The sequence below is a fragment of the Streptomyces sp. 3330 genome, from assembly GCF_031456635.1.
Lineage (GTDB): Bacteria > Actinomycetota > Actinomycetes > Streptomycetales > Streptomycetaceae > Streptomyces.
Map to the genome: position 1 here is coordinate 392,987 of NZ_JAVDVA010000003.1, position 20,333 is coordinate 413,319.

Sequence of the window (20,333 nt, forward strand, 5' to 3'; positions counted from 1 at the left end):
GCCGGCTCAGTCGCCCAGCCGCAGCAGCGACGCCACGATCGGTCCGGCGGTGTCGCCGCCGTGGCCGCCCGCCTGGACGACGCCCGCGGCCGCCAGGTCGCCGCGGTAGGCGGTGAACCAGCCGTTGGGCTTCTTCTGGTTGTCGACCTCGGCCGAACCCGTCTTGGCGCCGTAGTCGGGGCCCAGGCCGGACATCGCCTCGGCGGCGGTGCCGGCCGCCGCCGTGTAGTTCATCAGCTCCCGCAGCTGCGACAGCGTGGCCGCCGACATGGTGCGCGAGGCCTTCGCCAGCGTGCGGTCGTCCACGGACGGGGCGACCAGGTACGGCTGGTGGAAGGTGCCCGCCTTGACGGTCGAGGCGACCGAGGCCATGTTCAGCGGGTTCATCCGCACCCCGCCCTGACCGATCAGCGACGCCGCCATCTGGGCCGCCGACTGCACCGGCACCGAGCCGTCGAAGGACGGCACGCCGATCGCCCAGTTGTTCATCGACAGGCCGAAGACCTGCTGCGCCTGCTTGGTCAGGCTGTCGTCGTCCAGCTCGGGCGCCTGGCTGATGAAGGCGGTGTTGCAGGAGCGCGCGAAGCTCGCCTTGAAGGTGCCGCCGGTGATCTGGAAGTCGTCGTCGTTGTGGAACTTCCAGCCGCCGTAGGTGAACGTCTTCGGGCAGGGGTGCACCTTGTCCGCCGACGCCAGGTCCTTCTCGATGAGGAGCGACGAGGTGATGACCTTCATGGTGGAGCCGGGCGCGAGCGAGCCGTTGAAGGCGGTGTTGAAGCTGTGACCGGCGTTCGCCACCGCGAGGATCTCGCCCGTGGAGGGGCGCATCACGACGACCGACGAGCGCGCGGTCTTCGCCACCTGCTGCTCGGCGGCCGCCTGCAGGGTCGGGCTCAGCGTGGTCCTCACGGTGCCCGGAGTGCCCTTGCTGAGCTCCAGCAGTGTCTTGTCGGAGGCATTCTTCGCCTTCGACGCCTTGCCGCGGACGACCTGGAGCTCCACGCCCGCCTTGCCGCCCGCCTTCTTGCCGTACTTCTCCCGCAGCCCGTCCAGGACCGGCTCCAGGGAGGGGTACGCGGCGACGGTGAGCTCACCGCCCTCGCTGTCGACGGCCTTGACCGGCGGGGTGCCGGACTCGCCGGTGACGAGCGTGTCGCCGTCCTGCAGGTCCGGGTGGACGACGGACGCGTGCCAGTCGACCTGCGCCTTGCCGTTGCGGGGGTTGCGCACGACGGTGAGGGCGCTGGCGTACGTGAGCGGCTTGCTGACGCCCTTGTACTTCACGGTGCCCTTCACGGAGAACGGCACCTTGGAGCCGTCGGCCTTGCCCGCGGTGAGGGTGACGTCCGTGATGTGGGCGTCCTTGGTGTAGCCGGTCAGGAGGGCGGTGGCGGCGGCGGAGTCGTCCGTGGCGGCGGCCGCCCCGGACACCTTGCCCTGCTGCCAGGCCTTCAGGAACCGGGCGGCCGTGGACTTCGCCTCGGTCGCCGACGGCGCGTCGGCCCTGACCCGCGGCACCTGGTTGCCGTTGGCCGCCGCGGCCGAGCCCTCGTCCGCCGCCGCGCCGCCCCCGTACAGCGCGTACACGCCGATGCCCGCCCCGCAGGCCACGACGGCGATCATGCCGCCGGCGACGGCGGGGCCCCGCTTCTTGTGCCGCTCTTCTACGCGCCTTCTCTTGCCCACTGCCAGATCCTCCGGATCCCCAGGGGCTTCCCCCCAGCCCCGCTGCCCTCGTTGCCCTCACTGACCCCAACGACGGCTCCTACCCTAGAGTCCCGTCCTGTGAGGTGACGTCACGTGTGACGTCAGCCACCACCGTGGCGCCGGTTCAGCCGGCCCGCAGCACGTCCGCGACGATCGGGCCGGACGCGTCGACGCCGTGACCGCCGTCCTGGGTCATCGCGGCGGCCGCGACATCGTTGCGGTACCCCGTGAACCAGCTGTCGGACCTGTTCTGCCCGTCGACCTCGGCGGAACCGGTCTTCGCGCCGATCCGGCCGCTCAGCCCGGCCATCACCTCGGCCGCGGTGCCGCTGGTCGCGGTGCGGTTCATCATGGAGCGCAGTTGCTGCACGGTGCCCGACGACAGTCCACGCGCGCGTGCGGGTTCCCGGCCGTCGAGGCCGAGCGGCACGATCACCGGCTGCCGGAAGGCGCCCGTCATCGCGGTCGCCGTGACCGAGGCCATGTTCAGCGGGTTCATCTGGACCTGCCCCTGGCCGATGAGGGCGGCCGCCGTGTCCGGGCCGCCCGCGGCCGGGACTGAGCCGTCGAAGGACGGGATGCCGGTCTGCCAGTCGAGGCCGATCCCGAAGCGGTCCCGGGCCTCGTTCGTCAGCGAGTCGACCTTCACCTCGTCCGCGAACTTCACGAACGCCGTGTTGCAGGAGCGGGCGAAGCTCTCGGCGAGGGTCGCGTCCTCGTTCGGCTTCATGTCGGTGATGTTGTGGAAGGTCTGGCTCTCGGAGACGGCCGAGTCCGGACAGGGCGCGGGGCCGTTCGCGGTGGTCAGGCCGTTGTCGATGAGGGTGGCCGCGCTGACGATCTTCATGGTGGAGCCGGGCGCGACCTCACCCAGGAACGCGGCGTTCCAGCCGTCCGTCCGGTTGTTGGCGACCGCCAGGACCTCGCCGGTGCTCGGCTTGACGGCCACCACGGACGACTGGTTGTACTTCTGCACCGCCCGCTCCGCGGCCGCCTGCACGCCGGCGCTGAGGGTGGTGGGCACCTTGCCCGCCTTGCCCTCGGCGAGGGTCAGCAGCGGGGTGTCGGCGGTGTCCGGGGTGGCGTGTCTGATCGCCAGCTCGACGCCGGCCGTCCCGCCCGCCTTGTCCCCGTACTTGGCGCGCAGCTGGTCCAGGATCGGCCCCAGGGAGGGGTACTTCTCCTTCGTGAGCACCTTGCCGTCCCGGTCCACGGCCTCGATCGACGGCGCCGCCGACGCGCCGGTGACCAGGGTGTCGTCCATGGACTTCAGCCCGGGGTGGACGACCGACGGCTGCCAGTCGACCAGCGCCTTGCCGGTGGTGACGCCCCGTACGACCGTCAGCTCGCTCTGGTAGGCGAGCGGCTTGGACTTCCCCTCGTAGGACACCGTCGCGCTGACCGTGAAGGGCACGCTGTCGCCCGCCGCGGCGCCCGGGGTGATCTTCACGCCGGTGATGTGCGCCGACCCGGCGTACGAGGTCAGCAGGGGCTCGGCCTTGGCCGCGTTGTTGGTGAGACCCGCGGCCACCACGGCCTGCCCCTTCTCCCACGCCGCGAAGAACCTGGTGCTCGTCTCCTTCACCTCGGACCCGCTGGGCGGCCCGCTCTTCACGACCGCCGGCTCACCGCCCCCCGACCCGTCGGCCCCGCTCCCGCCCCCGCTCAGTGCGTTCACGATGTTGAAGGCCCCGTACCCGGCCCCGCCCACCATCACCGCGAAGACAGAGCCGACCACCGCTGCCTTGGCCCCCTTGCGCATGCACGCCCTCCCCGTTGTCCCCGTAGCCCTCGCGGGCATTTCTGAACGCGTTCAGAAGATCCCTCGGGCTCACAGTAAACGGAAAGGGGGACGGGTGGGGCGTGTGTTTTCGCAATCGTTAGACCCAGGTATCCAGCCACATACGTGAACGCCAGTCGTCGATCGGGATCGCCTGCCCGGTGTACAGGGGCCAGAAATAGATGAAGTTCCAGGCGATCAGCAGGACGAGGACGCCCGCGCCGGTGGCGCCCGCCACCCGGCGGGTGTCGCCGGAGCCCGGCGGACCGACGAGCGCGCCGATCATCATCGCCACCGCCAGGCACAGGAACGGCAGGAAGACGACGGCGTAGAAGAGGAAGATCGTGCGCTCCTGGTACAGGAACCAGGGCAGATAGCCGGCCGCGATGCCGCAGACGATCGCGCCGGCCCGCCAGTCGCGGCGGAAGAGCCAGCGCCACAGGACGTAGAGGATCGCGAAGCAGGCCGCCCACCACAGCAGCGGAGTGCCGATCGCGAGGACCTCGCGGGCGCACTTCTCGCCCGCGTCGGTCGGGCAGCCGTCCTGGCCCGGCGCGGGCGACTCGTAGAAGTACGAGACCGGGCGGCCGAGGACGAGCCAGCTCCACGGGTTCGACTGGTACGTGTGCGGCGAGGTGAGGTGGGTGTGGAACTCGTAGACCTCGTGCTCGTAGTGCCACAGGCTGCGCCACCAGTCGGGGAACAGCCAGGTCCAGTCGCCGCCCTTGCCGTCGGTGGCCGCCCAGTTGCGGTAGTAGCCGCCCTTGCCGTCGGTGGCGGACAGGATCCAGCCCGTCCACGACACCACGTAGGTGACCAGCGCCACCGGGACCGTGGCCAGGAACGCGAGGCCCGTGTCGCGCTTCAGCACCGCCAGGTACGGGTGGCGGGCGCCCGCCACCTTGCGCGAGCCGACGTCCCACAACACCGCCAGCAGGCAGAACGCCACCAGGATGTACAGGCCGTTCCACTTCGTGCCGATGGCCAGGCCCAGCATCAGGCCGGCGCCCCAGCGCCAGGGGCGCAGGCCGAGGCGGGTGGTCTCCGCGATGTGCGGGTCGGGACGGCGACGGCCGTCCGCGTCCGCCGGGAGCGCGGCGGCGAGCCTCTCGCGCGCCTTGTCCCGGTCCACGACCAGGCAGCCGAACGCCGCCAGCACGAAGAACATCAGCACGCCGTCGAGCAGCGAGGTGCGGCTCATCACGAAGGCGAGCCCGTCGACCGCCATCAGCGCGCCCGCCAGGCAGCCCAGGAAGGTCGAGCGGAAGATCCGGCGGCCGATCCGGCACAGCAGCAGGACGCTGAGCGTGCCGAGCACCGCCGTCATGAACCGCCAGCCGAACGGGTCGAACCCGAAGATCAGCTCGCCCAGCCCGATCACGTACTTGCCGACCGGCGGATGCACGACGTACGCCGCGTCCGTCGGGATCGTGACGTGCCCGCCGGAGGAGAGGATGACGTCGTTGGCGTTCTTGTCCCAGTTGACCTCGAAGCCGCGGTGGACGACCGCCCACGCGTCCTTGGCGTAGTACGTCTCGTCGAATATCACCGCCTTGGGGCTGCCCAGGTGCCAGAACCGGAGCACGCCGGCCAGCAGCGTCACCAGCAGCGGACCGCCCCAGGACGACCAGCGCGCGATCCGGTCCGTCCACAGGGGCGGCAGGCCGAGCGCCTGCCACAACCGGGGGCCGGGCTGCGCGAACGGCGGCACCAGCCGCTCCCGGACGTCGGCGGACGGCTCCGCGGTGTATCCGAAACGGCGCAGCCGTTGCTGCCACGACGGCCGCTGGTCGGGCGGCGTCCGGCCCTGCCGGTAGTCCGTGGAGTCCATGGAGGACGCGGTACTGGTCACCGCGCCATCGTAGGGAACAGGTCTGTGTGAGTCCCGTGCACCGGCCCTGCGAGGATGGAAACGTGACAGCTACGCCCGGAATCCTCGTTCTCGCCGGTACTCCCATCGGTGACGTCTCCGACGCTCCGCCTCGTCTCGCCGAGGAGCTGACCGGCGCCGACGTGATCGCCGCCGAGGACACGCGCCGGCTGCGGCGGCTGACCCAGGCCCTGGGGGTGACGCCCAAGGGGCGTGTCGTGTCCTACTTCGAGGGCAACGAGTCCGCCCGCACTCCCGAGCTGGTCGCGGATCTGGCGGGCGGCGCGCGGGTGCTCCTCGTGACCGACGCCGGGATGCCGTCGGTCTCCGACCCCGGGTACCGGCTGGTCGCCGCGGCCGTCGAGCAGGACATCCGCGTCACCGCCGTGCCGGGTCCGTCCGCGGTGCTCACCGCGCTGGCCCTGTCCGGGCTGCCCGTCGACCGGTTCTGCTTCGAGGGGTTCCTGCCGAGGAAGGCGGGGGAGCGGCTGTCCCGGCTGCGCGAGGTCGCCGAGGAACGCAGGACCCTCGTCTACTTCGAGGCCCCGCACCGGCTCGACGACACCCTCGCCGCGATGGCCGAGGTGTTCGGCGCGGACCGGCGGGCCGCCGTGTGCCGGGAGCTGACCAAGACGTACGAAGAGGTCAGGCGCGGCCCGCTCGGCGAGTTGGCGCGGTGGGCGGCCGAGGGCGTGCGGGGCGAGATCACCGTCGTCGTCACGGGGGCGCCCGAGCGCGGACCCGAGGAGCTCGACGCGACGGAACTGGTGCGGCGGGTGCGGGTGCGCGAGGAGGCCGGCGAGCGCCGCAAGGAGGCCATCGCGGCGGTGGCGGCCGAGGCCGGGCTGCCCAAGCGCGAGGTGTTCGACGCGGTGGTGGCGGCGAAGAACGCCGGGGACCTGTGACGGTCGCCCGCGGGTGGCCGCGACGGTCGCCCGCGGGCCGGCGCCGTGGCCGCCGGTGTCGGCCGTGACGGGTGGTGCCGGGGTGGTGTGAAGGGGCTCACACCCCCTCTGAGCAGGGCGCATGTCGTCTGAGCGTGCGCCCCATGTGCGGGCAAAGGGCGGCGGGCGTTGGGGCAAGGGACGCCCAAATCGGCTTCAACAGTGCACAGGTCGGGTGCATTCGCTCCGGGCGAGGCGTCCACTGGATGACGGGACTTGAGCGGTTCCACCAGCGGACCACAGGAGCGGTCATGAGTGAGTTCACAGGGCAGACCGGCCTCCGCGGCGGCGCGAGCGCCGTCGTCAACGAGTCGTACTCCTTCGCCTGCATGCGCTGCGGGCACGGCTGGGAGCAGGCCTTCGAGATAGAGCACCACACCGACGCCGACGGTCACGAGTTCGTCCTCTACGTGGCGGACGGGCGGGTTGTGCCGTCGCCGCTGAGCCGTCCCGTGTGCCAGAACTGCGACGGGCACGTCGTGCGCATCATGCGGGCGGGGCAGGTCTCGTCGGTGCTCAGCGCGGCCCGTCCGTACAAGGCGCCCGCGGCCGGACCGGCCGGGGCGACGGCGCCGGCGGCCGAGGATCCCGCCGACGCGCCCGCCGAGGCGCGGTCCGAGGCGCCGCACCACCACCATTGGCACCTGTCCGACCTTCTCCACCCGTTCCGCAAGGCGAGCTGACCGGGGCGGGCCGATTGCCGGCCGAGGAGGGCATGCCCCTTCCGTAGGATCGGGGCATGCCTTCGAACGCCGACAAGAACGCCGCGCCGCCGCTTCCGGCCCCCCTCGGGGTGCCGGTCGCCGACTCCCACACCCACCTCGACATGCAGTCGGGCACGGTGGAGGAGGCCCTCGCGAAGGCCGCGTCGGTCGGCGTGACGACGGTCGTCCAGGTCGGCTGCGACGTGCGGGGCTCCCGGTGGGCGGCCGAGACGGCGGCGGCCCATGCGGGCGTCCACGCCGCGGTCGCGCTGCATCCGAACGAGGCGCCGCGCATCGTGCACGGCGACCCTGGGGGCACCTCCCAGCCCCCTGAGGCTGGGGGAGGCTGGTCCCGCCAGGGCGCGCGGACGCCGGGCGGGGCGCACGCCCTCGACGAGGCGCTCGCCGAGATCGACCGTCTGGCCGCGCTCGCGCACGTCAAGGGCGTCGGCGAGACCGGACTCGACTACTTCCGCACCGGCCCCGAGGGCAAGGAGGCCCAGGAGCGCTCCTTCCGCGCCCACATCGAGATGGCCAAGCGGCACGGCAAGGCGCTGGTCATCCACGACCGCGACGCCCACGCCGACGTCCTGCGCGTCCTGAAGGAGGAGGGCGCCCCCGAGCGCACCGTCTTCCACTGCTACTCCGGCGACGCCGAGATGGCCGGGATCTGCGCCCGCGCCGGCTACTTCATGTCCTTCGCGGGCAACGTCACCTTCAAGAACGCGCAGCAGCTCCGGGACGCCGTCGCCGTGGCCCCGCTGGAGCTGCTCCTGGTGGAGACCGACGCCCCCTTCCTGACCCCGGCGCCCTACCGCGGACGGCCCAACGCCCCGTATCTGATCCCGGTCACGGTGCGCGCCATGGCCGCCGTGCGGGGCATCGACGAGGACACCCTGGCCACCGCCCTCGCCGCCAACACCGCACGCGCGTTCGCCTACTGAGGGCGTCCGCCACCCGTCGAACACAACTCTCGGTAGCCGCGCCACTTTGGAGAGTGACCGTCGCTCCGCTAGGTTCTGGGGGCCCGATCCGGACCCCTCCCCTGGAGTGTCGGCGTGAGCAACTCGCAGTACTTCGAGTACGAGCCGTACGGCGGTGGCGGGTCGTACGTCGACCTGCACGACGCCGAGACGATCGCGTACGGCGTGTACGCGGCGCCCGGGACGTACGACGACACGTACCGGCCCGCGTACGAGACGTACGAGACCTACGAGACGTACGAAGCGCCGCCCCCGCCTCCGGAGACCCTCCGGCTCCCCGAGCCGCTCCGGTTCGCCGAGCGGGCCGGGTCCGCCGAGCCGCCGGGGTCCGTCGCGCCGCCGGGGCCCGCCGGCGGCGCGCCGTACGCCGAGACGGTCCAGCTCTCCGGTGCCGCGCCGTACGCCGAGACGGTCCAGCTCTCCGGCGGCGCGCCGTACGCCGAGACGGTCCAGCTCTCCGGTGCCGCGCCGTACGCCGAGACGGTCCGGCTCTCCGGTGCCGCGCCGTACGCCGAGACGGTCCGGCTCTCCGGTGCCGCGCCGTACGCCGAGACGGTCCGGCTGTCCGGTCCGGTGCTGCCCCACCTGCCGCCGCCGCGGCAGGACGCGGCGCGGGAGGCGGGGCGGGCCGCGCGCCGGCGCCGGTCGCGCTCCGCCGAGCGGCCGGAGTCCACGATCCGCCGCCTGGTCCCGCAGGCGCTCGTCGTCGCCTTCCTGGCCGGCGGCACCACCGCGTTCGTCGCCGAGGACAAGGCGGTCGAGCTGACCGTCGACGGCAAGCCGCGCACGCTGCACACCTTCGCCGACGACGTGACCGAACTCCTGGCGGAGGAAGGCGTGCGGGTGGGCGCGCACGACGTGGTGGCGCCCGCCCCGGGCACCCCCGTCGCCAGCGGCGACGAGATCGCGGTGCAGTACGGGCGGCCCGTCCGGCTCACCCTGGACGGGCACCGGCACGAGGTGTGGACGACGGCGCACACCGTGCGGGAGGCGCTCCGGCAGCTCGGGGTGCGCGCCGAGGGCGCCTACATGTCCGTCCCGCACACCCAGCCGATCGGACGTGCGGGGCTGGCGCTGGACGTGCGCACCGAGCGCTCGGTCACCATCATGGCCGACGGCCGGGCCCGCACCGTCCGCACCAACGCGGCGACCGTGCGCGAGGCGGTGGCGGCCGCCGGGATCACCCTGCGCGGCCAGGACACCACCTCCGTCGCGCCCGGCAGCTTCCCGCGCGACGGGCAGACGGTCACCGTGCTGCGGATCACCGGCGCCAAGGAGGTGCGCGAGGAGGCGATCCCGTTCGGCGTGCGCCGCACCGACGACCCCTCGCTGTTCAAGGGCACGGAGGTGGTGGAGCGGGCCGGACGGCCCGGCCTGCGCCGGATCACGTACGCGCTGCGCACCGTGAACGGCGTGCGCCAGACACCGCGGCGGATCCGTGACGAGATCGTCCGCGCACCGCGCGACCAGGTGGTGAAGGTCGGGACGAAGCCGCTGCCGGCGTCCGTGCGGGGCGCCGACGGCCTCGACTGGCGGGGCCTCGCGGTCTGCGAGTCGGGCGGCCGGCCGAACGCGGTCGATCCCTCGGGCACGTACGGCGGGCTGTACCAGTTCGACACCCGCACCTGGCAGAGCCTCGGCGGCAGCGGGCGGCCCCAGGACGCCCCGGCGGCCGAACAGACGCTCCGCGCGAAGAAGCTGTACGTGCGACGCGGGTCGAGTCCCTGGCCGCACTGCGGGACGCGGCTGCACGGGTGAGGAGCGCGGCGGCGCGGCCCGTACCCTTGTCCCGTGAGTACCAGCCCCGCCCCCGACGCCCTCCTGGGCCCCGCCGACATCCGTGAGCTGGCGGCTGTCCTCGGCGTGCGTCCCACCAAGCAGCGCGGCCAGAACTTCGTGATCGACGCGAACACGGTCCGCCGTATCGTCCGCACCGCGGAGGTCCGGCCCGACGACGTGGTCGTCGAGGTCGGCCCCGGGCTCGGCTCGCTCACCCTGGCGCTCCTGGAGACCGCCGACCGGGTCACGGCCGTCGAGATCGACGACGTCCTGGCCGGCGCGCTGCCCGCGACGATCGCGGCCCGCATGCCGGAGCGCGCCGAGCGCTTCGCGCTGGTGCACTCCGACGCGATGCAGGTGACCGAACTGCCCGGCCCCGCCCCGACCGCGCTCGTCGCGAACCTGCCGTACAACGTGGCCGTGCCGGTGCTGCTGCACATGCTGGAGACCTTCCCGACCATCGAACGCACCCTCGTCATGGTCCAGTCGGAGGTCGCCGACCGGCTCGCCGCCGGGCCCGGCTCGAAGGTGTACGGCGTGCCGTCGGTCAAGGCCAACTGGTACGCCGAGGTCAAGCGGGCCGGCGCCATCGGGCGCAAGGTCTTCTGGCCCGCGCCGAACGTGGACAGCGGGCTGGTCTCGCTGGTGCGGCGGACCGAGCCGATCAGGACCACGGCGTCGCGGCGCGAGGTGTTCGCCGTCGTCGACGCGGCGTTCGCCCAGCGCCGCAAGACCCTGCGGGCCGCGCTCGCCGGATGGGCGGGCTCCGCGGCCCTGGCCGAGGAGGCCCTCGTGGCGGCCGGCGTCTCGCCGCAGGCGCGCGGAGAGGCCCTCACGGTCGAGGAGTTCGCCCGCATCGCCGAGGCCGCGCCCGACCGGGAGGCTCCCGCCGCGTCCCGCGCGTCCCTCGGCACCTCCCGGCGGAAGGACTCCGAGTGAGCGTCACCGTGCGGGTGCCCGCCAAGGTCAACGTGCAGCTCGCGGTGGGCGCCGCCCGCGCGGACGGCTTCCACGACCTGGCGAACGTCTTCCTCGCCGTCGGCCTGTACGACGAGGTCACGGCGACCCCGGCCGACGGCCTGCGCGTCACCTGCGAGGGCCCGGACGCCGGCCAGGTGCCGCTGGACCGGACGAACCTGGCGGCGCGGGCCGCGATCGCGCTGGCCGAGCGGTACGGCCGCACGCCCGACGTGCACCTGCACATCGCCAAGGACATCCCCGTCGCCGGGGGCATGGCGGGCGGCAGCGCGGACGGCGCGGGCGCGCTGCTGGCCTGCGACGCGCTGTGGGGCACCGGCGCCACCCGTGACGAACTCCTCGAGATCTGCGCGGAGTTGGGCAGCGATGTGCCGTTCAGCCTGGTCGGCGGGGCGGCCCTCGGCACCGGGCGCGGCGAGAAACTGACGGCCCTGGAGGTCGGCGGCACGTTCCACTGGGTGTTCGCGATGGCCGAACGCGGGCTGTCGACACCGGCGGTGTTCCGGGAGTTCGACCGGCTGGCGCAGGGCCGGGACATCCCCGAGCCGGTGGCCTCGCGGCCCCTCCTCGACGCCCTGGCCGACGGCGACCCCGACGCCCTCGCGGCGACCGTGACCAACGACCTCCAGCCCGCCGCGCTGTCGCTGTTCCCGGAACTGGCCGACACCCTCGCCGCGGGCCACGCGGCCGGCGCCCTCGCCACGCTCGTCTCCGGCTCCGGCCCGACCACCGCCTTCCTCGCCCGCGACACCGCCGCCGCGGCGAAGACCGCCGAGGCGCTGCGCACGTCGGGCACCTGCCGGAGCGTGCGGGTGGCCGCGGGACCGGCGCCGGGCGCGACGGTGATCGGGGACCGGCGGTAGTACGGCTGGTCCGGGCAACCCGCGCCCTCCGGGCTCGCCCGGCCGGCCGCATCGGGAAACCGGCGTGGGGAGGCGGGCGTATGGGGTCGGCGGAACTGGTCGCGGCCGTTCGGCGGGGTGACGCGGAGACCGTGCACGCGCTGCTGGACGGCGGGGAGGATCCGGACGCCCGCGACCCGGCCGACGGCGTCCCCCTGCTCTGCGTGGCCGTCGCGGCCTACGACGAACCGGTCGCCGAGGAGCTGATCAGGGCCGGCGCCGACGCGTTGCGGCCGGTGGGCGAGGCGCCGGGAGGGGATCCCGGGCTGCCCGGCGGCGACAGCGCGCTGACCCGGGCGGTGGACGGCGGCTGCTCCTGGATGGCCGACCGGCTGCTTCCCGAGGTGGTCCGCCTCGACGCCGGCGCGCGGGCCGACCTGCTGGCACGCGCGCGGTACTGGGCCGGGGCGGACCTCGGGACCGAACTGCGGCGCAGGACCGGAGCCGCCGGGCCGGTCGAGCGCGGCACGGTGCGGGTCGAGACCTGGAGCACGCGGCACGAGCGGTACTCGCTCGGCGGGCAGACCGTGTGGGACGGCCACCTGGGCGTCCTCACCGTGCTGGAGGAGCGCTTCGGGATCCGCACGCCGTTCGACGAGCTGCTCGCGCGGGCCCTCGCCCGCCCGGACCGGGACCACGGCGTCTGGTCCGACTCCGTCGTCCTCCTCGCCACCCGGCGGGACGAGGAGACCTGGAGCGCCGCCCGGGCGCTGAGCGGGCATCCCGACCGGCTGTGCCGGCTCTTCGCAGCGGACGTGCTGCGGTGCCTCGTCATCGGGTTCGGCGGGCTGTCCTCGCGGCCGGGCTCCGTGGTCGACGAGCCCGCGCCCGAGGTGTTCCTGCCCTGGGCCCTGGAGGAGCCGGACCCCGAGGTGCTCGCCCTGGTGCTGGCCGGGCTGGGCGAGGAGGGCGACGCCGACGGCAACGGGGAGATCATCGAGCCCGTCGGTCTGTCGTACGCCGGGCACCCCGACCCGCGGGTACGCCTGGAGGTGCCCGGCACCCTGCGCCCGGAACCCGCGCGTGCGCGCGTGCGGCGCGAGAAGCTCGACGTCCTGTACACGCTGGCGCGCGACCCCGACCCCCGGGTGCGCGAGCGGGCGGCCCGCTGGCTGGCGCACTGCCCCGCGGAGGCGCCCGGCGTCACCGACGTGCTCGCCGGACTGCTCGGCGACGAGCTGCGGGACACCCGGGTGCACGCGGCGTACGGGCTCGCGCAGCGCGACGATCCGCGCTGTGTGGCCGCCGAGCGGGGGCTGCGGCCCCTGGACGTCGACGGCTGGGCGGACGGCGGCCTCGTGCGGGCGATGTGGCGCTACGAGGAACGCCACCCGGAAGCCCGCGAGCGGGATCAGCCCGGACCGGAGTGACGATCCCGCCCGCCCGAACCTGCCCGATCCCGCCCCGCCCGAACGCGCCCGATCCCGCTCCGCCCCACCCCGCCCCGCCCGAGAGACCCCCGCCCCGCCCGCCCCGCCCGACCCGGCGTGCGCGGGGTGGTGTCCGCCCCGCGCGCGCAACCGTTCGCCGCTCGGCGGGAGTCGGCGTCCGGACGCCCGTGGCAGGGGGCGTGCACCGTCGGCGCGCACGACGCCCGTGGACGGCGCGCACGGCGATCGCACGCGCTTGCGGAAGCCGCGGACGCCCCCGTGACCGCGAAAGAAGCCGGGCACCCGAGGGCGTCCGCCGCGCCGACTACCCTGGAGGGTCGAGCATCCCCCGTGGCAGGAGAGAAATGGCCGTCAATCTGGTCAATGTCGAGAACGTCAGCAAGGTGTACGGGACCCGTACCCTCCTCGACGGCATCTCGCTCGGCGTGTCCGAAGGGGACCGGATCGGCGTCGTCGGCCGCAACGGCGACGGGAAGACCACGCTGATCCGCATGCTCGCCAAGCTGGAGGAGGCGGATTCCGGCCGGGTCACGCACTCGGGCGGCGTCCGGCTCGGCGTCCTCACCCAGCACGACTCGCTCGACTCGGCCGCGACCGTCCGGCACGAGGTCATCCGGGACATGGCCGACCACGAGTGGGCCGGCAACGCCAAGGTCAGGGATGTGCTCACCGGGCTCTTCGGCGGGCTCGACCTGCCCGGTTTCCCGCAGGGCCTGGACACCGTCATCGGTCCGCTCTCCGGCGGTGAGCGCCGCCGGATCGCGCTCGCCAAGCTGCTGATCGAGGAGCAGGACCTGATCGTCCTGGACGAGCCGACCAACCACCTCGACGTCGAGGGCATCTCCTGGCTGGCCCGGCATCTGCGCGAGCGCCGCTCCGCGCTCGTCTGCGTCACCCACGACCGCTGGTTCCTCGACCAGGTCTGCACCCGGATGTGGGACGTGCAGCGGGGCGACGTCCACGAGTACGAGGGCGGTTACTCCGACTACGTCTTCGCGCGCGCGGAGCGTGAGCGCATCGCCGCGACGGAGGAGGTCAAGCGGCAGAACCTGGTCCGCAAGGAGCTCGCCTGGCTGCGCCGCGGCGCACCCGCGCGGACGTCCAAGCCGCGGTTCCGCGTCGAGGCCGCCAACGAGCTCATCAAGGACGTGCCGCCGCCCCGCGACAGCAGCGAGCTGATGAAGTTCGCCTCCTCCCGCCTCGGCCGGACGGTCTTCGACCTCGAGGACGTCACCGTCCAGGCCGGTCCCAAGGTGCTGCTCAAGCACATCACCTGGCACCTCGGCCCCGGTGACCGCATCGGCCTCGTCGGTGTCAACGGCGCCGGCAAGACCTCGCTGCTGCGGGCCCTGGCCGAGGCCGCCCGCACCGAGGGCGAGGCGCAGCCCGCGGCCGGCCGGGTCGTCGTCGGCAAGACCGTCAGGCTCGCCTACCTCTCCCAGGAGGTCGGCGAGCTGGACCCCGGACTGCGGGTCCTGGAGGCCGTCCAGCAGGTGCGCGAGCGCGTCGACCTCGGCAAGGGGCGCGAGATGACCGCCGGGCAGCTGTGCGAGACGTTCGGCTTCAACAAGGACAAGCAGTGGACCCCGGTCGGGGACCTGTCCGGCGGTGAGCGCCGCCGTCTGCAGATCCTGCGCCTGCTCATGGACGAGCCCAACGTCCTCTTCCTCGACGAGCCCACCAACGACCTCGACATCGAGACCCTCACCCAGCTCGAGGACCTCCTCGACGGCTGGCCGGGCTCGATGATCGTCATCTCCCACGACCGGTTCTTCGTCGAGCGGACCACGGACCGGGTCTTCGCGCTCCTCGGCGACGCCGCCCTGCGGATGCTCCCGCGCGGCATCGACGAGTACATCGAGCGCCGGCAGCGCATGGAGGAGGCCGCGGCCGCCTCGGCCCCGGTGGCCGTCGCGAAGCCCGTGACCGAGAAGAGCGCCGCCGACCAGCGCGCCGCGAAGAAGGAACTCCAGAAGATCGAGCGGCAGTTGGACAAGGTATCCGAGAAGGAGTCCAAGCTGCACGCGCAGATCGCCGACCACGCCACCGACTTCGAGAAGGTCGCGAAACTCGACGCCGAGCTGCGGGGGTTGGCGGGCGAGCGCGAGGAACTGGAGCTGCGGTGGCTGGAACTCGCCGAGGACGCGTGAAGGGCGCGTGAAGGCGCATAACGACGGCATCACGGGGCGGTCCTCCCTTGGGAACAGGGGTGGATCGGCCCCGGGAGCCGTCCGGCACGGGTGATAGAAAGAGCCGTCTGAGAACTTTCTGAAGACGGCTTCGGGTGGGTCACTGACCTGGGGGCGTGGCTAAAAACCAGTGACATAGGGGGAACACGCTGATGGCTCAGCCGCCCAATCAGCCGCCGCAGCAGGGTGGTTTCGGAGCACCGCAGGACCAGCCGCAACAGCCACAGGCGCCGCAGCCGCCACAGGGGGGCTTCGGCGCGCCCCAGATGCCGCCGCAGCCGCCCCAGGGCCCGCCCGCCCAGGCGCCGCAGCCGGGTTACGGCTATCCGCAGCAACAGCCGCAGCAGCCGGGTCCGTACGGGCAGCCGCCGCAGGCGGGCCCCTACGGGCAGCCCGGCCCCTACGCCCAGCCGGGGCCGTACGGCCGGCCGAGCGGGCCCTACGGCCAGCAGCCGGGCTACGGCTACCCGCAGCAGCCCCAGTTCCCCGGCGCGCCCGGCGCCCCCGGCACGCCGCCGGGCGGGCGCAACCCCTTCAAGGGGCGGCCCGCGCTGGTGATCGGGGCCGCGGTGGCGGCGCTGCTGGTGATCGGCGGGACCGTGTTCGCGGTCACGAACGGCGACGACGGGGGCGGCGAGAAGCCGGTCGCCGGACCGAGCGACGACGCCAAGGCCACGACGAGCGGCGCACCGGTCAACCCCGGTGACGGCAGCGGTGACGGCGGCGAGGACACCGAGGACTTCAACGCGGACCGCAAGGCCGGCGAGGCGAAGGTGCTCTGGTACAAGGAGGCGCCCGACGCGCCCGCCTCCGGCGCCGAGGCCCCCGGCATGTGGATCACCTCCAAGACGGCCGTGAAGGCGGCGTACAAGGAGGTCGTCGCGTACAACGTTGGCGACGGCAAGCCCACCTGGGACACCATCGCCCTGCCGCAGAAGATCTGCGCGGTCACCCCGCAGAAGACGGCGGACGACAAGGTCGTCGTCGCGTACATGAGCGGCACCAGCGACCGGGCCAAGTGCAACCAGCTCCAGCAGATCGACCTCAACACCGGCGCCAAGGGCTGGACGGGCGTGGTCGCGGACGGCGCGCTGTTCGACAGCGCCATCAGCATCGAGCTGTCGCTGGCCGGCAACACCCTGATGGTGGGCCGCTCGCAGTCCGGCACGGCGTACGACGTCCGCACCGGCAAGAAGCTGTACGACAAGCAGAAGTACGGCGACGCGTGCTTCCCGACGGCGTTCGCGGGCGGCGCCCGGCTGATCTCGGTGGCGTCCTGCGACGCGACCGAGGCCAACGAGCACGACGAGATCCAGGAGCTGGATCCGGCCACCGGCAAGGTCAGGTGGACCCAGAAGTTCGACAAGGGCTGGTCCGTCGCGAAGACGTACTCCGTCGACCCGCTCGTGGTCTACAGCACCAACGAGGACAAGAACTCCTGGAACATCGCGACCTTCAAGGCGGACGGCTCCTACCGTTCGCAGGTCGGTTTCGACGAGGACTTCGCGCCCGCGTGCGACTCCGGCTTCCTGCAGCGCAACCTCACCGGCTGCACGGGCACGGCCTCCGACGCGAACACGCTCTACCTGCCGACCGAGGCGAAGAGCGGTCCCAACGAGATCGTGGCGATCGACCTCTCCACCGGCAAGGAGAAGTGGCGCGTGAAGTCCCCGACCGACGAGGCGATGCTGCCGATGAAGGTCGACGGCGGCAACCTCGTCGCGTACGTCGAGCCGTCGTACGACACGGCGGGCCGGGTGGTGGGCATCCCGACGGCCGGGTCCGCCCACACGCCGACGACGCTGATGCAGCTGCCCGAGAGCACGGCCGAGATCGAGGACAGCTTCTACTCGCGCGACATCGCCTGGGCCGACGGACGCTTCTACCTCTCCTCCACCCGGCTGACGGGCAATGACGAGACGAAGGAGAAGCTGATGCTCGCCTACGGCAAGTGAGGCGACCCACCGCCTTCCCCGCCCCGTCGACGTCCCCGCCCGTCCGCCCGAGCTTTCCGAGCGTTCTCCCCGAGGTATCCACACCATGACCCAGCCGCCGCCCCCGCCGAACCAGCCCCCGCAGCAGCCGCAGGGCGGCTTCGGCCCGCCCGAGCCGCCGCAGGACACGCCGCCGCAGGACGCCGTGCCCAAGGACGCCGCTCCTCAGGACGCCGCGCCGCAGCCTCCGGCCCCCGACCTGACGAAGGCCCCGCAGCCGGGCTACGGCTACCCGCAGGCGCCCCCGGCCCAGGCGACAGAGCGGCCCCAGGCCCCGCAGGCCCCCCAGGCCCCGCAGCCGCCGCAGACGCCGCCGCCCCCGGCGCCGTCCGGGCCCCCGCAGCAGCCCCAGCCCGGGTACGGCTACCCGCAGGCTCCGGGACAGCCGGCGCCCCCGGCCGCCGCCCCCGGTTACGGCTACCCGGCCCAGCCGGGCACGCCCGCGCCTTCCGCCTACGGTCAGCCCCAGCCGGGCGCCCCCGCGCCCTCCGCCTACGGTCAGCCGCAGCCGGGCCCGTACGGCCAGCCGACGCCTCCGTACGGCCAGCAGCCCCCCGGTTACGGCTACCCGGGGCAGCCGGGCCAGCCGGGGTATCCGACCGCTCCGGCGGGTTACGGCTACCCGGGGCAGCCCACCATGCCCATGCACCCGCAGGCGGGCGGCCCCGGCCAGGGACCGGGCGCCGGCGGCAAGAAGTTCAACGCGCAGGTGGCGATCATCGTCGGGGCGGTCGTCGCGATCGCGCTGATCGTCGGCGGCGGCGTCTGGTACGCGAAGTCCGACGGCGGCAAGAAGGAAGAGGCGGGCACGGCCGGCCCGACCGGCGGCGGCGACGCCGGCGGCACGGGAGGCACCGGCGGCACGTCCTCCGGCGGCAAGGAGAAGGTGCCGGCGGACCCGGCCGCCGACGTGCTGTTCAAGATCCCGATGCCCCAGGTCAAGAAGGACGACAGCGTCGGCGTCAAGGGCTCCTGGCTGACCGACAAGGCGTACGTGAAGACGGGCGTCAACGAGGTCGCGGGCTACGACCTGGCCAAGGGCACCAAGCTCTGGTCGGTCGCGCTGCCCGGCCCGGTGTGCGAGGCCAGCAGGTTCGCCACCGACGACTACCGCACGGCGGTCACCTTCCAGGCGAGCACCGCGGACACGGCCGCCTGCGACCAGGTCGCGGCGATCGACCTCGCCGCGGGCAAGCAGCTGTGGAAGAAGACCGTCAACTCCGGTGACTACCCGATCAGTTTCAATAACGTGACGGTCAGCGCGAACACGGTCGCCCTCGGCAGCACCAACGGCGGCGCCGCCTTCGACATCGACTCCGGCAAGGTGCTGTGGTCGCCGAAGCCGGCCGACACCTGCTACGACGCCGGGTACGGCGGCGGCCCCAAGCTGGTGGCGGTGCGCAAGTGCGGCGCGTACGACAATCCCGAGCTCCACATCCAGACCATCGACCCGGTGTCCGGCAAGGTGATCTCCGAGTACAAGCTGGCCACGGGCATCGACTACGCGTCCGTCGTGTCGAGCGACCCGCTGGTGGTGGCCGCCGACGTCGGCGACAGCGCCGGTGACGGCAGCGGCATCTCGGACTTCTTCTCCATCGACAACAAGACCGGCAAGCTGCGCACCCGCATCTCGGTGCCGGGCGACCAGTACGCGGCCGACTGCGAGGGCATCACCAGGATCGAGGCCTGCACGGGCCTGGCCGTCGGCAACGACCGGATCTACGTCCCGACCGAGGAGCACGACGGCACCGGCGAGTACAGCCGGACCAACGAGGTCGTCGCCTTCGACCTGGCCACCGGCAAGCAGACCGGCCAGCGCGCGGACGCCGGCGACGGCTACACGATCTACCCGCTGCGCATGGACGGCAGCAACCTGATCGCCTACAAGCGGCCGCCGTACGACAAGGGCGGCCAGGTCGTCAGCATCGCCGGAGGCTCCTTCAAGGAGACCAAGCTGCTGGAGAACCCGGCCACGGAGGCGGTGCGCGACCTGGAGACCAGCATGTCCCCGGAGTACTCCGAGGTCCTGTTCTCCCAGGGACGCCTGTTCATGTCCGAGGTGTACGCCGACGACGGCTCGCTCTCGAGCGGCGACCCGCAGTACCTCGCGGTCGCGTACGGCGCGGGCAGCTGATCGTCTTAATCGCCATGACGGCCCCGCCCCTGCTCAGGGGCGGGGCCGTTCATTTATCGCCCATGACCCTCGAATGTGAGGAATTTCGGCGATCCGGGGCACATCTCACCGGTAGGGGGAGCGCAACGTCGAACAAGCGTGTAGCTTCCGGGGGCATGAAGGACAGGGTGCCGGGGGGCACCCTTTGTCGGTCCGCGAGGATCCGTGTGAGTCCGTGTGGGCATCCATGGGGGACTGGGGGGTTGCTCGTTGGGAGTGCGGCTGATGGTGGTCGACGACCACCGACTGCTCGCCGAGGCACTGGCCTCGGCGCTCAAACTGCGCGGGCACCGGGTGCTCGCCGCGGCGGCGCCGGCCGCGGGCGCGGCGGAGCTGGTGATCACCCGTTCCCCGGAGGTGTGTCTGCTGGGCACGGCGGTCCCGGCCGAGCCGGGCATCTTCGACCCGGTGGTCCGCATCAAGCGGGAGCGGCCGCAGGTGGCGGTCCTGGTCCTCGGCCCGGTGCCGAGCCCCCGCGGGATCGCGGCCGCCTTCGCCGCGGGCGCCTCCGGGTACGTGCGCCACGACGAGCGCATAGAGGGTGTGGAGCGGGCCATCATGAAGGCGCGGGCGGGCGAGGCGGCGGTGGCGCCGTCGCTGCTCCAGGGCGCGTTCAGCGAGCTGCTGAACCCGGCGGCCCAGCCCGACGACGAGGGCCAGCGGCTGCTCCAGATGCTCACGCCCCGTGAGGTGGAGGTCCTGGTCCGGGTCGCGGACGGCGAGGACACCCGGCTGATCGCCGCGGGCATGGGCATCGCCCCCTCCACGGCCCGCACGCACGTCCAGCGGGTCCTGATGAAGCTCGGCGTCGGCTCCCGTCTGGAGGCGGCGGCCCTCGCGGCCCGCACGGGTCTGCTGGACCGCGCGGGCCCGCTGCCGCACACCTCCCGGGACACGGAAAGGGGTGCGGGGCCGGAGTTCTGACGAACTCCGGCCCCG

General features: G+C 73.2%; 14 protein-coding genes. 11 read left to right on the forward strand and 3 right to left on the reverse strand.

From position 1 onward, the window contains the following. Nucleotides 1-6: 6 nt before the first annotated feature. The 3 genes from J2X68_RS07685 to J2X68_RS07695 form a co-directional block, all read right to left on the reverse strand. Nucleotides 7-1,686 carry a penicillin-binding transpeptidase domain-containing protein gene (locus J2X68_RS07685; RefSeq protein WP_310431676.1) on the reverse strand — a complete coding sequence of 560 codons (1,680 nt, stop codon included), beginning with the start codon at nt 1,684-1,686 and terminating at the stop codon, nt 7-9. 145 nt (nt 1,687-1,831) lie between these two features. Further along, nucleotides 1,832-3,469: a penicillin-binding transpeptidase domain-containing protein gene (locus tag J2X68_RS07690; RefSeq protein ID WP_310431677.1), complete on the reverse strand. Its 1,638-nt coding sequence runs from the start codon at nt 3,467-3,469 to the stop codon at nt 1,832-1,834. A 118-nt stretch (nt 3,470-3,587) separates the two neighbouring features. After that, on the reverse strand, nt 3,588-5,339 hold the full coding sequence (locus tag J2X68_RS07695; RefSeq protein WP_310431678.1) for a phospholipid carrier-dependent glycosyltransferase: 1,752 nt from the start codon (nt 5,337-5,339) through the stop codon (nt 3,588-3,590). A 62-nt stretch (nt 5,340-5,401) separates the two neighbouring features. Here J2X68_RS07695 and rsmI point away from each other — a divergent pair, with 62 nt between their 5' ends. The 11 genes from rsmI to J2X68_RS07750 all read left to right on the forward strand — a co-directional run bounded on the left by rsmI (nt 5,402) and on the right by J2X68_RS07750 (nt 20,318). Next, complete coding sequence (rsmI, locus tag J2X68_RS07700; protein WP_310431679.1) at nt 5,402-6,262, forward strand: 16S rRNA (cytidine(1402)-2'-O)-methyltransferase; 861 nt, start codon at nt 5,402-5,404, stop codon at nt 6,260-6,262. Nucleotides 6,263-6,552: 290 nt separating this feature from the next. After that, a complete protein-coding gene (locus tag J2X68_RS07705; protein WP_310431680.1) occupies nt 6,553-6,984 on the forward strand; it encodes a hypothetical protein in 432 nt (143 codons plus the stop codon). A gap of 56 nt (nt 6,985-7,040) precedes the next feature. Continuing rightward, nucleotides 7,041-7,949 (forward strand): TatD family hydrolase, encoded by a 909-nt coding sequence (locus tag J2X68_RS07710; RefSeq protein WP_310431681.1) that lies wholly within the window; start codon nt 7,041-7,043, stop codon nt 7,947-7,949. 114 nt (nt 7,950-8,063) lie between these two features. After that, the gene (locus J2X68_RS07715) at nt 8,064-9,746 is read left to right on the forward strand and encodes a ubiquitin-like domain-containing protein (RefSeq protein ID WP_310431682.1); all 1,683 of its coding nucleotides are present in this window, start codon (nt 8,064-8,066) and stop codon (nt 9,744-9,746) included. 33 nt (nt 9,747-9,779) lie between these two features. Beyond that, nucleotides 9,780-10,706, forward strand: coding sequence for a 16S rRNA (adenine(1518)-N(6)/adenine(1519)-N(6))-dimethyltransferase RsmA (gene rsmA / locus J2X68_RS07720; protein ID WP_310431683.1), 927 nt, complete (start codon nt 9,780-9,782; stop codon nt 10,704-10,706). Next, nucleotides 10,703-11,608, forward strand: a complete 906-nt coding sequence (locus J2X68_RS07725) for a 4-(cytidine 5'-diphospho)-2-C-methyl-D-erythritol kinase (RefSeq protein ID WP_310431684.1) — start codon at nt 10,703-10,705, stop codon at nt 11,606-11,608. The genes rsmA and J2X68_RS07725 overlap by 4 nt, the downstream gene beginning before the upstream one ends. 80 nt (nt 11,609-11,688) lie before the next feature. Then, the gene (locus J2X68_RS07730) at nt 11,689-13,017 is read left to right on the forward strand and encodes a HEAT repeat domain-containing protein (protein ID WP_310431685.1); all 1,329 of its coding nucleotides are present in this window, start codon (nt 11,689-11,691) and stop codon (nt 13,015-13,017) included. A 365-nt stretch (nt 13,018-13,382) separates the two neighbouring features. After that, a complete protein-coding gene (locus J2X68_RS07735) occupies nt 13,383-15,188 on the forward strand; it encodes an ABC-F family ATP-binding cassette domain-containing protein (RefSeq protein WP_310431686.1) in 1,806 nt (601 codons plus the stop codon). Between the two features lie 191 nt (nt 15,189-15,379). After that, nucleotides 15,380-17,182: a PQQ-binding-like beta-propeller repeat protein gene (locus tag J2X68_RS07740; RefSeq protein WP_310431687.1), complete on the forward strand. Its 1,803-nt coding sequence runs from the start codon at nt 15,380-15,382 to the stop codon at nt 17,180-17,182. 85 nt (nt 17,183-17,267) lie between these two features. Next, complete coding sequence (locus tag J2X68_RS07745; RefSeq protein WP_310431688.1) at nt 17,268-19,355, forward strand: PQQ-binding-like beta-propeller repeat protein; 2,088 nt, start codon at nt 17,268-17,270, stop codon at nt 19,353-19,355. A 264-nt stretch (nt 19,356-19,619) separates the two neighbouring features. Further along, a complete protein-coding gene (locus J2X68_RS07750; RefSeq protein WP_310431689.1) occupies nt 19,620-20,318 on the forward strand; it encodes a response regulator transcription factor in 699 nt (232 codons plus the stop codon). The last annotated feature ends 15 nt before the right edge of the window (nt 20,319-20,333 follow it).